Below are 12,289 nucleotides of genomic sequence, written 5' to 3' on the forward strand. Positions count from 1 at the left end.
CGCCAGTGGCTAAACCAATACCCAAAATAAAAATTGACCGGAGCAGCAACGCTGTTCGCCCGGACAGCCGCAACCGAGCGCAGGGCGCTGACGGGACGAAGCGGTGAGAGGGCGTTGAACATGGTCTGTCTCCGATGAATGGTCCCGAGCTTACTCGACGCTGGGGCGCGGGTTCAATAAGAAGTTTCTATCGCCGAGGTGCAATTGTTCATGGTGTTGAGTCTGGCTGGCATTATGACAAACTCGGGTTTTGATCTTTGACGAGGTGGCCATGAGTTTCCAATGGCGTGCGGCCACGGCTACGGACATCGATTTCGTCCGGCAATTGACCTGCGCCAACATGCTGCCGTATTACCTGCGTCATGATTTGCTCTGGCAGGATGAGGCGTTCGACCTGGCGTGGATCATTCGCCAGAACTGGATTATCAGTCGCGAGGATCGGGTGCTGGGGTTTGTCAGTCTCAGCCGTGATGCCCGGGCGCTGTATATCCGGGAGTTGCAGATCGATCAGGCATTCCGCGGGCAGGGTGCCGGTACCTGGGCAATCGGACAGGTCTGGGACATGGTGACCCTGGAACGGCGTCCGGCATTGCGTCTGACGGTGTTCAAGGACAATCCGGCGAGGAAGCTCTATGAACGCATGGGACTATACGTCGCGGGCGAGGATGAGTGTTTCCTGAGGATGCAGCGAGACGCCGATGCTTGAGGCCTCGGATCACTTGTCCCAGGAAGATTCGCTGTAACTTTTTAATGCCTCTTGGCGCTAGGTCTGCCGGAAGCTTTTTGCTAAGGTGTAACGCAGTCCATATAAGACCAAAATGGTGAGGTGTCTGCTTGATTAGGGTGTTAGTGGTCGATGACCATGATCTCGTTCGTACGGGCATTACACGAATGCTGGCTGACATCGACGGTCTGCAGGTGGTTGGTCAGGCCGAATCCGGGGAGGAGTCCCTGATCAAGGCGCGTGAATTGAAACCCGACGTGGTCCTCATGGACGTGAAGATGCCTGGCATCGGCGGCCTGGAGGCCACGCGCAAACTGCTGCGCAGTCACCCGGATATCAAGGTGGTCGCGGTGACCGTCTGTGAAGAAGATCCGTTCCCGACCCGGTTGTTGCAAGCGGGGGCGGCGGGTTACCTCACCAAGGGCGCCGGCTTGAACGAGATGGTCCAGGCCATCCGCCTGGTCTTCGCCGGGCAGCGCTACATCAGTCCGCAGATTGCCCAGCAGTTGGCGATCAAATCGTTCCAACCGACCAACGAGTCTCCCTTCGACGCATTATCTGAGCGGGAAATCCAGATCGCCCTGATGATTGTCGGTTGTCAAAAAGTGCAGATCATCTCCGATAAACTGTGCCTGTCACCGAAAACCGTCAATACCTACCGTTACCGTATCTTCGAGAAGCTTTCGATCAGCAGTGATGTCGAGTTGACGCTGCTGGCAGTGCGTCACGGCATGGTCGATGCCAGCGCCTGATAATGACCGAACCGTTTGATCCCAGTGCTTTCCTGTCCACCTGCAGTGGCCGCCCTGGCGTGTACCGCATGTTCGACGGCGACGCACGCCTGCTGTACGTGGGCAAGGCCAAGAATCTCAAGAAGCGCCTGGCCAGTTACTTTCGCAAGACCGGCCTGGCGCCCAAGACCGCCGCATTGGTGGGGCGCATCGCGCAGATCGAAACCACCATCACCGCCAACGAAACCGAAGCGCTGCTGCTCGAACAGACGCTGATCAAGGAATGGCGGCCGCCGTATAACATTCTGCTGCGCGACGACAAATCCTACCCCTACGTGTTCCTGTCCGATGGGGCGTTCCCGCGTTTGAGCATCCACCGTGGGGCGAAAAAGGCCAAGGGTCGGTATTTTGGTCCTTACCCCAGCGCCGGTGCGATTCGTGAAAGCCTGAGCCTGCTGCAGAAAACCTTCTTCGTGCGCCAGTGTGAGGACAGCTATTACAAGAACCGCACCCGGCCTTGCCTGCAATACCAGATCAAACGCTGCAAGGCGCCTTGCGTTGGGTTTGTCGAGCCTGAAATCTATGCCGAGGACGTACGTCACTCGGTGATGTTCCTGGAAGGCCGCAGCAATGCGCTGGCCGATGAGTTGTCGAGTGCGATGGAAGAGGCGGCGATCAATCTCGAGTTTGAGAGGGCCGCCGAGCTGCGAGACCAGATCGGTTTGCTGCGCCGCGTGCAGGACCAGCAGAGCATGGAAGGCGGCAGCGGCGACGTCGACGTGATCGCGGCTTTCATCAATCCGGGCGGTGCATGCGTGCACCTGATCAGCGTGCGTGGCGGTCGGGTGTTGGGCAGCAAGAACTTCTTCCCCCAGGTGGGTATCGAGGAAGACGTGGCCGAAGTCATGTCGGCTTTTCTCGGCCAGTACTACGTCAGCAGTCCGGAACGCGACCTGCCGAGCGAATTGATCGTCAACGTGGTCCACGAGGACTTTCCTAGCCTGATTGAAGCCATTCATACGCTTCGCGGTCGCGAGCTGACCATCAGCCACCGCGTGCGCGGCACCCGGGCGCGCTGGCAACAGCTGGCGGTCACCAATGCCGAGCAGGCCCTGGGTGCGCGCTTGGCTAACCGCCAGCACGTCGCGGCGCGGTTTGATGCCTTGGCTGATGTCCTCAATCTGGACGAGCCGCCGCAACGGCTGGAGTGCTACGACATCAGCCATTCCAGTGGCGAGGCCACCGTGGCGTCCTGCGTGGTGTTCGGCCCGGAAGGCCCGATCAAGTCCGATTACCGCCGCTATAACATCGAAGGCGTGACCGCCGGCGACGACTATGCAGCGATGCACCAGGCATTGATGCGACGCTTCGGCAAGTTGAAGGACGGGGAAGGCAAGCTCCCGGACATCCTGCTGGTGGACGGTGGCAAGGGCCAACTGTCCATGGCCCGCGATGTACTCAATGAGCTGATGGTTCCCGACCTGATCCTGCTGGGTGTGGCCAAGGGGGCCACACGCAAGGCCGGGTTCGAGACCCTGTACCTGAATGACGCGGCCCATGAGTTCACCCTGAAGGGGGACTCCCCGGCGCTGCACCTGATCCAGCAAATCCGTGACGAAGCCCACCGGTTCGCCATCACCGGTCACCGTGCCCGCCGTGGCAAGACTCGCCGCACGTCCACACTGGAAGGTGTGGCAGGGGTCGGCCCGACACGGCGGCGGGACCTGTTGAAACATTTCGGTGGATTGCAGGAGCTGTCTCGTGCCAGCATCGAAGAGATCGCCAAAGCCCCTGGTATCAGTAAAAAGCTCGCAGAGTCGATTTATGCAAACCTGCATAGCGAGTAGAATGCCCGTCAACCTCGCAGCCAGTTGTGCCGATGAATATCCCAAATCTGCTTACCGTTCTACGCGTCCTGCTCATTCCGATCTTCATATTGCTGTTCTATTTGCCGTACAACTGGAGCTACATGGCCTCCGCTTCGGTCTTTGCCGTCGCCGCCGCAACGGACTGGCTGGACGGTTACCTTGCTCGCCGCCTGGAGCAGAGCACACCGTTCGGAGCGTTCCTGGATCCGGTGGCCGACAAGCTGATGGTCGCGGTGGCCCTGGTGCTGCTGGTGCAGGAACACGGCAACCTCTGGCTGACCTTACCGGCGGCAGTGATCATCGGTCGTGAGATCGTCGTCTCGGCACTCCGAGAGTGGATGGCCGAGCTGGGCGCCCGCGCCCAGGTAGCCGTGTCGAACCTCGGCAAATGGAAAACCGCCGCGCAGATGCTCGCCCTGGTCATCCTCCTGGCCAACCCCTCGGACTTCAGCTTCTGGGTGCTGTTGGGCTACGCACTGCTGCTGATTTCCGCCGGCCTGACGCTGTGGTCGATGGTCCAGTACCTGCGCGCCGCCTGGCCGCATCTGCGGACGGATGTGGAGAAGAAATAAAACTTTTTTGAATCAAGGGGTTGACGGCGTAATCTGAATCTATAGAATGCGCCACACCAAGACGCGGGAATAGCTCAGTTGGTAGAGCACGACCTTGCCAAGGTCGGGGTCGCGAGTTCGAGTCTCGTTTCCCGCTCCAAGATTCAGAAAAAACGCCACTCAATGAGTGGCGTTTTTTTGTGCGTGACATTTACGCAAAGTTGAGCCTCGTGTTTCTGGTCGTGGATCTCGAGAATCCGGTCGGCCCCAGAACCTCCCGCTTCAATTGGCCGCGAGTCGGCTGACAGCGAGGGCGCTCAGGTTGAGATGAGAGACGGGCGCCTTACCTTCGCTGTTCATGGCCAGCTAAGCCTTTGGCCAGGTAGGTGATCAGTCATTAGGCAAGTGCAGTTGCACTTCCATGGCGTCATGAAGAAGTCGGACGACCTCGATCACGTCGTCGTTTGCCACGCGATAGAACACGATATGGCGCGGGCTTTTGACCGTGCCATGGGTTTGTTTGGCCTGCTGACGTGAATAGATGAGGTGATAGCTGCGAAGGCCCGGCGCAAGCTCATCGCGGTCGTGGCTGCCAATGCGATAAGGCGTGTCGGCAATCGCTTGCAGCGCCGCGAGGATCAGCGCCTGATACCGCTGGCGTGCTTGATCGCCGAACTGCGTTTGGGAGAGCCTGAGGATGTCGACAATGTCGGCGCGCGCCGCGTTGGAAATCCGATACGGCGGCATGCTCAGTGTTGCTCTTTCGCGGGGATCGTTGCCTCCAGGCTCAAGCCCTCGAGGTAGTGCTCCAGATCCCCTTCGTTCAACTGAGTAAAACGCCCGCGCTCAAGGTCCATGATGCCGATCGAGGTCGCCTGACGCAGGGCCTCAATTTTTGCGGTGTCTTCGGCGACGCGCTGTTCCAATAGACGCAAACCTTCTCGCATCACTTCGCTCGCATTCTGGTAACGGCCGGACTGGACCAGGTCATGGATAACCTGTTCCTGGTGAGGTGTGAGTACTACGTTTCGCGTCGCCATAATTAGCTCCAGCGCTGGTCAAACGGTTTTCAACCATTGGCATATTATGCCATTTTACCCGCGTACACATAGTTTGGGATTTGTTTCTGACGAACTGGGTCGCAAGGGTTCATCCGCCGCGCCGAACAGCGCGTGCATGCGTGTGCACAAAGACCAAACGGTCATTGCTTCATTTGACCACTCACAAACCTACATTTCGACACGGTGCGATGATTGTTCCTCTAGCAGTGTCCAACAACCATTCGAACCAAACATGGGTCGGGTTTGGCTTTACCAGGCGACTACTGTGATCGACCCGTAGTGCGTAAAGCGCCGCCTCTGCCACAGGACATTCCAGCCTTGCCTGGTTTTTAGCTGAGTGAGCACTCGTTCATGACGGGCGGTTATGACTTCTGTTTACAAAATGTCTGATTTTGGATAATGTGTCTGAAAATGTGTTGTGCCAGGCGCATGAAATGTCCAAGAACGAAATGCTAAAACTGTTGGATAGGGACAGTGTCAATGCCCTAGTGCTACCCGGGCAGATTCTCTTCGCCGTACGCGAAGCCTTCTATCTGCATAGCGCAGGAGATGGCCAAGTCTTCCCTGTGGTTCGCGAAGCGCTTAGCACGGGTGGCATCTTTGGAATCAAATCCGGTGGTATCGCCAATCAGGGCGTGCTCGGGTTCAAAGCGGCCGGTTTCTGGCCCACTAACCGCACCCTGCAAGGTGAGCGTCATCAAGCGACTATCCTGCTGATAGATCCTGCAACTGGACGGCCGCTGTGCATCATTGATGGCAACGCCATTACGACATTCCGAACAGGTGCTGCCGGAGCTTTGGGGCTGCAAATGCTTGCTCGTCAAGAAAGCTCGCAACTCTGCGTTTTCGGCACTGGCGTACAAGCAAGCATTCAAGTTGATTATGCGCTTCGTGTGATGTCCGGCATCAAGCATGTCACCTACCTGACGGCGGATGGCATACCGAGTGCGCAATTTGAATCGCAGTTTTCCGAACGTGTCTCCGTGCGCCACAGCGCATCGGCAAACGATGCCGTATCACAAAGTGATGTAGTCATCACAGCAACGCCCGGTGGAAAAGTACTGTTTGACCTGGAAGCCGTTCAACCTGGTACGCATTTCAACTGCGTGGGGGCGGACACCAAGGGCAAAAGGGAAGCGCCGAATGGTCTTCTGCCCAAGGCCAAAATCTTTGTCGACGATAAAGCCCAAGCTCGTCAGCTTGGCGAAACGCAATGGGTGCCGTCTTCGCCAGTAATGGAAATCGGTGACCTGCTGACAGGGAAAGTCGAATTCATCCGTGGTGCCAATGACATCACCCTCTTCGACATGACGGGATTGGCGCTGCAAGACCTGACAGTTGCCCAGCTTCTGTTCAAGCAAGCCAATATCGAAGGTATTGGCCACGATATTTCTTGGCCGTGGTAAATCTTTGAGGATATTTTGCTATGCAAATCACTCTGCCAACTTATCAAGACGTAGTCGATGCGGCAACGCGACTCGAGGGAGCAGCCAACGTCACGCCTATTCTCACCTCTCGTACGATCGATGAGGAAGTCGGTGCAAAGGTGTTTTTCAAATGTGAAAACTACCAACGTACTGGCTCTTTCAAATTCCGGGGAGCATACAACTCGCTCGCGAAATTCAACGAAGAGCAACGTCGCGGTGGTGTTGTAGCCTTCTCTTCGGGAAACCACGCGCAAGGCATCGCTTTGGCGGCCAAATTGTTGAAGATCCCGGCCATCATTGTTATGCCAACTGATGCTCCTGCAGCCAAGGTCGCGGCTACCAGAGGCTATGGCGCCGAGGTTATGTTCTATGACCGTTATACCGAAGACCGCGAGGCTATCGGGCGGGCGCTGGCCGCCAAGCGTGGCATGACGCTGATCCCGTCCTACGATCATCCAGACGTTTTGTCCGGTCAGGGTACTGCCGCCAAGGAACTGTTTGAAAGCGTCGGTCAACTGGATGTCTTGTTCGTAGGCCTGGGTGGCGGCGGGATGCTGTCGGGAACCACCTTGTCGACGCGCGCACTGGCACCTCAATGCACTCTGATCGGCGTTGAACCTGAAGCCGGTAACGATGGACAACAATCTTTCAATTCAGGAGAGATTGTTCACATCGACACCCCGGATACCATCGCTGATGGCGCTCAAACCCAGCATCTCGGTAATTACACTTTTCCAATTATTTTGAAGGGTGTGAACCGAATTGTAACGGTCACTGACGATGAGCTGATTTCTGCAATGACGTTCTTCGTTCAGCGCATGAAAATTGTGGTCGAGCCCACGGGATGCCTGGGCCTTGCCGCAGTGAGAAAGTTCAAGGATGAGCTCCAGGGTAAACGCGTCGGCATCATTATTACAGGCGGTAATATTGATATCGACAAGCTTGGTAAGTTTCTCCAACGCTAAGGAAGACTCGCTTTAGTTACTGAAAAAATCAGGCGCTCTACAGCGCCTGACGGCAGCGTCTTGCCGAAATCCAATGAACATACATTAGCCCAGACAATATGGCCTAAATTAGGCCGCTATAAAAAGAGGTGCACATGAAAAGCCGCCTTCTCGTTAAAGCGATAGTCATCGCGATGATTTTCGGCGTAGTCCTTGGAGGCACGCTCCACAGTCAGCTGGATGCTGCGGCCGCAAAAGAAATTTCCGGATATCTGAATCTGGTCACTGATGTGTTTTTACGTCTGATCAAAATGGTTATCGCACCCTTGGTGCTTGCTACCTTGGTGACCGGCGTTGCCAGCATGTCAGGGAACGGTTCGATGGGCCGTGTCGGCTTCAAAGCCATCACCTGGTTCCTGATCGCCTCTCTAGCGTCCCTGTCCATCGGTTTGCTATTAGCCAATATTTTCCAGCCAGGTGTCGGACTCAATCTGACAGTAAGCGGTGAAGCCGTAAACACGGGCTTGAACACTTCGGGCTTTAGTCTGCCGATCTTTCTAACCCATGTGTTCCCTCGAAGCATTATTGAGGCAATGGGGACGAACGAAGTGCTGCAGATCGTTGTGTTCTCACTGTTCTTCGGTTCCGCATTGGCGTTCGTCAAGGGCAAAGGCAAGTCCATCATCGTGGACATGCTCGAAGAACTGGCCAATGTCATGTTCAGGGTCACCGACTACGTGATGTACGTGGCTCCACTGGCTGTATTTGCTGCTATCGCCGCTACCATCACCGTGCATGGTCTGGAAATGGTCGTGACCTTTGGCAAGATGGTGGGGCAATATTTCCTGGGGCTGGCGCTGCTTTGGTCGTTGATCACGCTTGCCGGCTACCTGGCACTCGGCCCTCGCATCAAAGACCTGTTCAAGCATATGCGTGAGCCAATTCTGATTGCCTTCTCCACGGCGAGCAGCGAAGCCGCGTATCCGAAAACCATTGCCGCCATGGACAAGTTCGGCGCCAACAAGCGCGTAAGCAGTTTCGTCCTGCCGTTGGGTTATTCATTCAACCTGGACGGTTCGATGATGTACCAAGCCTTCATCGTGATGTTCATCGCCCAGGCGTACAACATCGAAATGACATCCTCCCACCAGATCATGGTGCTGTTGACCCTGTTGGTTATCAGTAAAGGTACTGCAGGTGTTGCGCGAGGCTCTCTGGTCGTCCTGGCCGCGGGACTGCCGATGATCGGTCTTCCGGAAGCAGGCCTACTTCTCATCCTCGCTGTTGACCCAATCTTGGACATGGGACGCACTGCCACCAACGTTTTCGGCTGCGGTGTCGCGACAGCTGTCATAGGACGACACGATGATGAGGTCGAGGAAGTTGAAACAGCAATCGATGCTGAAAAAAGTCCTCAAGTCGTTTGATAAAAAACATAACTCTAACAACAACAACAAGAGAGGCGGAAAATGACTATCCAATCCCTGAGCTTCAATAGCAGCCATAACTTAAGTCGCAAGTTTTTGGCGGGGTTTATGCTCTCAATTCTGGCAGGCTTAACCGTTGGTGTTCCGTCTGCGCTCGCCCAGGAAAAAACCATGAGTTCGAATCCTCAACAAATGCCATTGCCACGTGTACTGTTACTTGCAACGGGTGGAACTATCGCAGGCTCCGCCGATAATCGTGGCACCGGAGCCTACAACGCCGGGGCTATTGGCCCTCAACAGTTGGTGGCCGCTGTTTCGGGACTTGGGGATTTGGCCTCAATCTCTGCCGAACAGATTGCCTCAATCGGCTCGCAGGACATGAACGATGAAGTCTGGTTCAAGCTTGCCAACCGCATTCAGCAAGCCTTCGACAAGAACGAAGCGGACGCCGTGGTGATTACCCATGGGACGGACACCATGGAGGAGACAGCCTTCTTCCTGGATCTGGTGCTGAAGACCGACAAGCCCGTCGTTTTGGTCGGCTCGATGCGGCCGACCACCGGTTTGAGCGCTGATGGCCCGGCCAATATCTATGAAGCGGTTCAGGTGGCAACGGACAAACAATCGAGAGGCCGCGGCGTCCTGGTTGTAATGAACGACCAGATCGATGGAGCGCGCGGGGTCACCAAAACCAACAGCACCAGCGTTCAAACGATGCAGTCTCCCAACTTGGGCTCTCTGGGCTACGTGGACATGGGGCAGGTGCGCTATGTCCAGCCGCTTGATATGCGTCGTACTCCGTCGCTGGCACTGCCTCAAGGCACGGCATTGCCACGTGTCGACATCATCTACAGCCACGCGAACATGGATGCCAAGCAAATTGAGCATGCCATTGAAGATAAAGCCAAGGGCATCATCTTGGCAGGCAAGGGCGATGGCAACACTTCGAAGCAGGCCCTCGCGGCCCTTGAAAAAGCAGCCGCACAGGGAATTGTGGTTGTCCGCTCGACTCGCGTGAGCAAAGGCTATGTCAACCGCAACATTGAAGTGGATGACACCAAAAGCGGCTTTGTGGCTTCCATGGATCTGAACCCACAGAAGTCGCGGATTCTCGCCCAACTGCTGATCGCCAGCGGCGTCACTGAGCCTGGCAAGGTGCAGGCGGCTTTCACAAACGCTCATTGATACACCAAGAGCTGACGCCGTGGACTTGTCTGCAGCGTCGGCTCCCTCCCTACAAGGTTACCTATGAAAATTGTTAGCACCGATGCGGCTTCGCAACCGGCTGGTCATTACTCGCAAGCGTTTGTTCACCAATGCTCGCTCTACATCTCTGGCCAACTTCCAGTTAGTCCGGACGGCACTCACAACATCGACGCGTCGTTCACCGAACAGGCCGAAATTGCACTCAACAACCTGCTGGCCATTCTGCATGCCGCAGGCTGCGAAGCCTCTGACTTGGTCAAAGTCACTGTATACGTAGCAGGCGTGAAACACTGGCCGGCCTTCGACCGGGTCTACTCCGAAATGTTGGGCGGTCATCGCCCAGCTCGCGCTGTCGTACCGGTTCCGGAGTTGCACCATGGGTACTTGGTAGAAATCGAGGCTGTCGCACGTGCTGTGACCAACGCAACTTGAAGCGCTGAAGGTACGTCCATTCCTGGCATTTCAGAGGAGATCGATGGTGCTCAGTGTCACGTCGAATGAAACTTGGCCTACGGGCTTCTATATCAATCCGTCACCCGCCGCCATCCCTGAGGAGTGGCTGACCGCATTCAGCGAAGTTCCCAGCGCAATCATCAGTGACTGCTTGGGTCGCAACGTAGGCGGTTTAGGCCTTCGTCCATTTCACGGTCGCGGCCACATGTGCGGAACAGCGATTACCGTGCGAGTGCGCCCCGGCGATAATTTGATGACGCTTAAAGCCATCCAGATGGCGCGCCCTGGCGACATCCTGGTGGTGGACGGAAGTGGTGACCAGACCAGAGCCATCATCGGTGGGATCATGCGGGCAATGGCGCTCAAAGCCCGAATCCGCGGGATCGTCGTAAACGGCATGCTGCGCGACCATGACGACTGGCTGGACGGCAAGATGCCGGTTTTCGCCCTCGGTTGCGTTCACCGCGGCCCAAGCACGGACGGAGCCGGCGAGATCAATGTCCCAGTATCGTGTGCAGGGTTGGTCGTCAATCCTGGAGACTTGGTGGTGGGCGATTCTGATGGCGTAGTTGCCATCGCTCCGGATCAGCTTCCCAGAGTTTATGAAAGCTGCCGCCAGTTGCTGGATCGAGAAGCGTCTGTCCTCAACGGGATTGAAGAAGATACGCTCGACCCTGACCGGTTTGATTTGATGCTCAGAGCTAAAGGCTGTCCCGTATAGCCGAGATGATATGAGGTGCTGGTCATCTCGTATCGCTGTACACCGTTGCGCGGGATACGCCGAGGTGTGAGGCGACCGTCTCCATGGCCTTTCTGATATCCAGGAGGCCACACTCCTTCAACTCCTGAAGCAGTACTCTCCGATCGCGGGCTTTCAGCGCACGGGGAGAGGTGGATAGCCGTGTAGCAAACTGATCAATGCGCGCTCGAATGGTTTCTGCACCGCTCGATTCGAGCGACTCATGCGGACGATCGCCACTGAAAGATCCGAACTGATCCAGCATGCCCTGCAACCCCCTGAACAGGGTGAGATCAATGTTCATGCAGAGCGCGGCCACATACCGTCCAGTGGAATCTTTGATTCCAATCGAGGTGCTTTTGGCCTGGCGACCATCTTTAAATTGATTGGGATAGTTGGCAATGATCTGGGGATAAGCTGGGTCAGCAATCCGGGCAAGTCCCAACTCCGTAGCAGGATGTCCGGTCTCACGGCCAGAAAGATTATTATGGATGGCCAGTATTGCGTGCTCGGGATCCCGCAGGTCGTGCAATACGACTTCGCAAAATGGGCTGAAGGTCTGGCTCAAGCCTTCCGCAATTTGTTCCAGTTGACTGATCAGCGCCTGTTGTTCAGGTGTGGTTTTTTTCTTCATAACGAAGATATCCAGCGAAAGTAAAGAGGTTTCAGTGAGGGCACGATAACACCTATGGGGCGGCTTTTTTCAGTGCTTTTCGTTCTGAATGATCGATCGAGAACGGAGCAAGAACCTGTGGTTTACGAGGTCTGCTCTTTTTCTGGCGAACGAGCTCGACTATAGGCTGTTTATGCGCTCAAGGATTGCTGAGAGGTTGAGGAGCAAGGGTTCGCTGACTTTCAGGGAAAGCTTGTCAAGCGGAGCCAATTCAGAACCAGCTCAGGGTCGCACACAGCATGGGCGACCCTGGCAAACCAGTATTTCACTGCCGAGTCTGATCCCTGGTTCTTAGGCGTTCCGGTAAGGCCCAATACAGCAGGGCTGCTGCCAGTAGACTGGTGAAGCCAATCACGTAGAGTGCCGGGGTGGTGCTACCGGTTAGATCCTTGATGTGCCCCACCATGACTGGGCTGACAATGCCACCGAACTGGCCCATGGTATTGATCAGGGCGATCCCCCCCGGTGTCAGGATAGTTGTCGCC

Annotated in this window: 13 protein-coding genes, 1 tRNA gene and 1 pseudogene; 11 read left to right on the forward strand and 4 right to left on the reverse strand. The window is 56.0% G+C overall.

Translation table 11 applies throughout. The annotated features are described in order from the left end of the window. Nucleotides 1-271: 271 nt before the first annotated feature. From AD665_RS07825 to AD665_RS07845, 5 genes are all read left to right on the forward strand, one after another. Complete coding sequence (locus AD665_RS07825; RefSeq protein WP_024781218.1) at nucleotides 272-706, forward strand: GNAT family N-acetyltransferase; 435 nt, start codon at nucleotides 272-274, stop codon at nucleotides 704-706. Nucleotides 707-834: 128 nt separating this feature from the next. Beyond that, complete coding sequence (gacA, locus tag AD665_RS07830; RefSeq protein ID WP_024781217.1) at nucleotides 835-1,476, forward strand: response regulator transcription factor GacA; 642 nt, start codon at nucleotides 835-837, stop codon at nucleotides 1,474-1,476. Nucleotides 1,477-1,478: 2 nt separating this feature from the next. Beyond that, complete coding sequence (uvrC, locus tag AD665_RS07835; protein ID WP_053191617.1) at nucleotides 1,479-3,302, forward strand: excinuclease ABC subunit UvrC; 1,824 nt, start codon at nucleotides 1,479-1,481, stop codon at nucleotides 3,300-3,302. Nucleotides 3,303-3,334: 32 nt separating this feature from the next. Further along, nucleotides 3,335-3,895: a CDP-diacylglycerol--glycerol-3-phosphate 3-phosphatidyltransferase gene (gene pgsA / locus AD665_RS07840; protein WP_024781215.1), complete on the forward strand. Its 561-nt coding sequence runs from the start codon at nucleotides 3,335-3,337 to the stop codon at nucleotides 3,893-3,895. Between the two features lie 63 nt (nucleotides 3,896-3,958). Next, nucleotides 3,959-4,034 (forward strand) — tRNA-Gly (locus AD665_RS07845). Between the two features lie 230 nt (nucleotides 4,035-4,264). Here AD665_RS07845 and AD665_RS07850 read toward each other — a convergent pair. Continuing rightward, nucleotides 4,265-4,621 (reverse strand): type II toxin-antitoxin system RelE/ParE family toxin, encoded by a 357-nt coding sequence (locus AD665_RS07850; RefSeq protein WP_053191618.1) that lies wholly within the window; start codon nucleotides 4,619-4,621, stop codon nucleotides 4,265-4,267. A gap of 2 nt (nucleotides 4,622-4,623) precedes the next feature. After that, nucleotides 4,624-4,914, reverse strand: coding sequence for a type II toxin-antitoxin system ParD family antitoxin (locus tag AD665_RS07855; RefSeq protein WP_053191620.1), 291 nt, complete (start codon nucleotides 4,912-4,914; stop codon nucleotides 4,624-4,626). A gap of 455 nt (nucleotides 4,915-5,369) precedes the next feature. Here AD665_RS07855 and AD665_RS07860 point away from each other — a divergent pair, with 455 nt between their 5' ends. The 6 genes from AD665_RS07860 to AD665_RS07885 all read left to right on the forward strand — a co-directional run bounded on the left by AD665_RS07860 (nucleotide 5,370) and on the right by AD665_RS07885 (nucleotide 11,113). Next, entirely contained in the window at nucleotides 5,370-6,341 is a 972-nt protein-coding gene (locus tag AD665_RS07860; protein WP_053191622.1) for an ornithine cyclodeaminase family protein, read from the forward strand. Nucleotides 6,342-6,361: 20 nt separating this feature from the next. Further along, the gene (locus tag AD665_RS07865) at nucleotides 6,362-7,327 is read left to right on the forward strand and encodes a threo-3-hydroxy-L-aspartate ammonia-lyase (protein WP_053191624.1); all 966 of its coding nucleotides are present in this window, start codon (nucleotides 6,362-6,364) and stop codon (nucleotides 7,325-7,327) included. A gap of 134 nt (nucleotides 7,328-7,461) precedes the next feature. Continuing rightward, nucleotides 7,462-8,733: a dicarboxylate/amino acid:cation symporter gene (locus tag AD665_RS07870; protein WP_053191626.1), complete on the forward strand. Its 1,272-nt coding sequence runs from the start codon at nucleotides 7,462-7,464 to the stop codon at nucleotides 8,731-8,733. Between the two features lie 42 nt (nucleotides 8,734-8,775). Next, a complete protein-coding gene (locus AD665_RS07875; protein WP_080996572.1) occupies nucleotides 8,776-9,918 on the forward strand; it encodes an asparaginase in 1,143 nt (380 codons plus the stop codon). Between the two features lie 63 nt (nucleotides 9,919-9,981). Beyond that, on the forward strand, nucleotides 9,982-10,371 hold the full coding sequence (locus AD665_RS07880; RefSeq protein WP_053191628.1) for a RidA family protein: 390 nt from the start codon (nucleotides 9,982-9,984) through the stop codon (nucleotides 10,369-10,371). A gap of 43 nt (nucleotides 10,372-10,414) precedes the next feature. Continuing rightward, nucleotides 10,415-11,113 (forward strand): RraA family protein, encoded by a 699-nt coding sequence (locus AD665_RS07885; protein WP_053191629.1) that lies wholly within the window; start codon nucleotides 10,415-10,417, stop codon nucleotides 11,111-11,113. Between the two features lie 22 nt (nucleotides 11,114-11,135). Here AD665_RS07885 and AD665_RS07890 read toward each other — a convergent pair whose 3' ends face one another. Together AD665_RS07890 and AD665_RS26750 are read right to left on the reverse strand one after the other, a co-directional pair. Then, a complete protein-coding gene (locus AD665_RS07890) occupies nucleotides 11,136-11,765 on the reverse strand; it encodes a helix-turn-helix transcriptional regulator (protein WP_053191632.1) in 630 nt (209 codons plus the stop codon). A gap of 304 nt (nucleotides 11,766-12,069) precedes the next feature. Next, a pseudogene (locus AD665_RS26750) lies at nucleotides 12,070-12,267 on the reverse strand (MFS transporter); the annotation flags it as partial. Nucleotides 12,268-12,289 lie beyond the last annotated feature (22 nt).

The organism is Pseudomonas corrugata (genome assembly GCF_001269905.1).
Lineage (GTDB): Bacteria > Pseudomonadota > Gammaproteobacteria > Pseudomonadales > Pseudomonadaceae > Aquipseudomonas > Aquipseudomonas corrugata.

Coding starts and splice junctions, on each gene's coding strand:
- AD665_RS07825 (WP_024781218.1), top strand. CDS start 272: ATGAGTTTCCAATGGCGTGCGGCCACGGCTACGGACATCGATTTCGTC.
- uvrC (WP_053191617.1), top strand. CDS start 1,479: ATGACCGAACCGTTTGATCCCAGTGCTTTCCTGTCCACCTGCAGTGGC.
- pgsA (WP_024781215.1), top strand. CDS start 3,335: ATGAATATCCCAAATCTGCTTACCGTTCTACGCGTCCTGCTCATTCCG.
- AD665_RS07850 (WP_053191618.1), bottom strand. CDS start 4,621: ATGCCGCCGTATCGGATTTCCAACGCGGCGCGCGCCGACATTGTCGAC.
- AD665_RS07855 (WP_053191620.1), bottom strand. CDS start 4,914: ATGGCGACGCGAAACGTAGTACTCACACCTCACCAGGAACAGGTTATC.
- AD665_RS07860 (WP_053191622.1), top strand. CDS start 5,370: ATGTCCAAGAACGAAATGCTAAAACTGTTGGATAGGGACAGTGTCAAT.
- AD665_RS07865 (WP_053191624.1), top strand. CDS start 6,362: ATGCAAATCACTCTGCCAACTTATCAAGACGTAGTCGATGCGGCAACG.
- AD665_RS07870 (WP_053191626.1), top strand. CDS start 7,462: ATGAAAAGCCGCCTTCTCGTTAAAGCGATAGTCATCGCGATGATTTTC.
- AD665_RS07875 (WP_080996572.1), top strand. CDS start 8,776: ATGACTATCCAATCCCTGAGCTTCAATAGCAGCCATAACTTAAGTCGC.
- AD665_RS07880 (WP_053191628.1), top strand. CDS start 9,982: ATGAAAATTGTTAGCACCGATGCGGCTTCGCAACCGGCTGGTCATTAC.
- AD665_RS07885 (WP_053191629.1), top strand. CDS start 10,415: ATGGTGCTCAGTGTCACGTCGAATGAAACTTGGCCTACGGGCTTCTAT.
- AD665_RS07890 (WP_053191632.1), bottom strand. CDS start 11,765: ATGAAGAAAAAAACCACACCTGAACAACAGGCGCTGATCAGTCAACTG.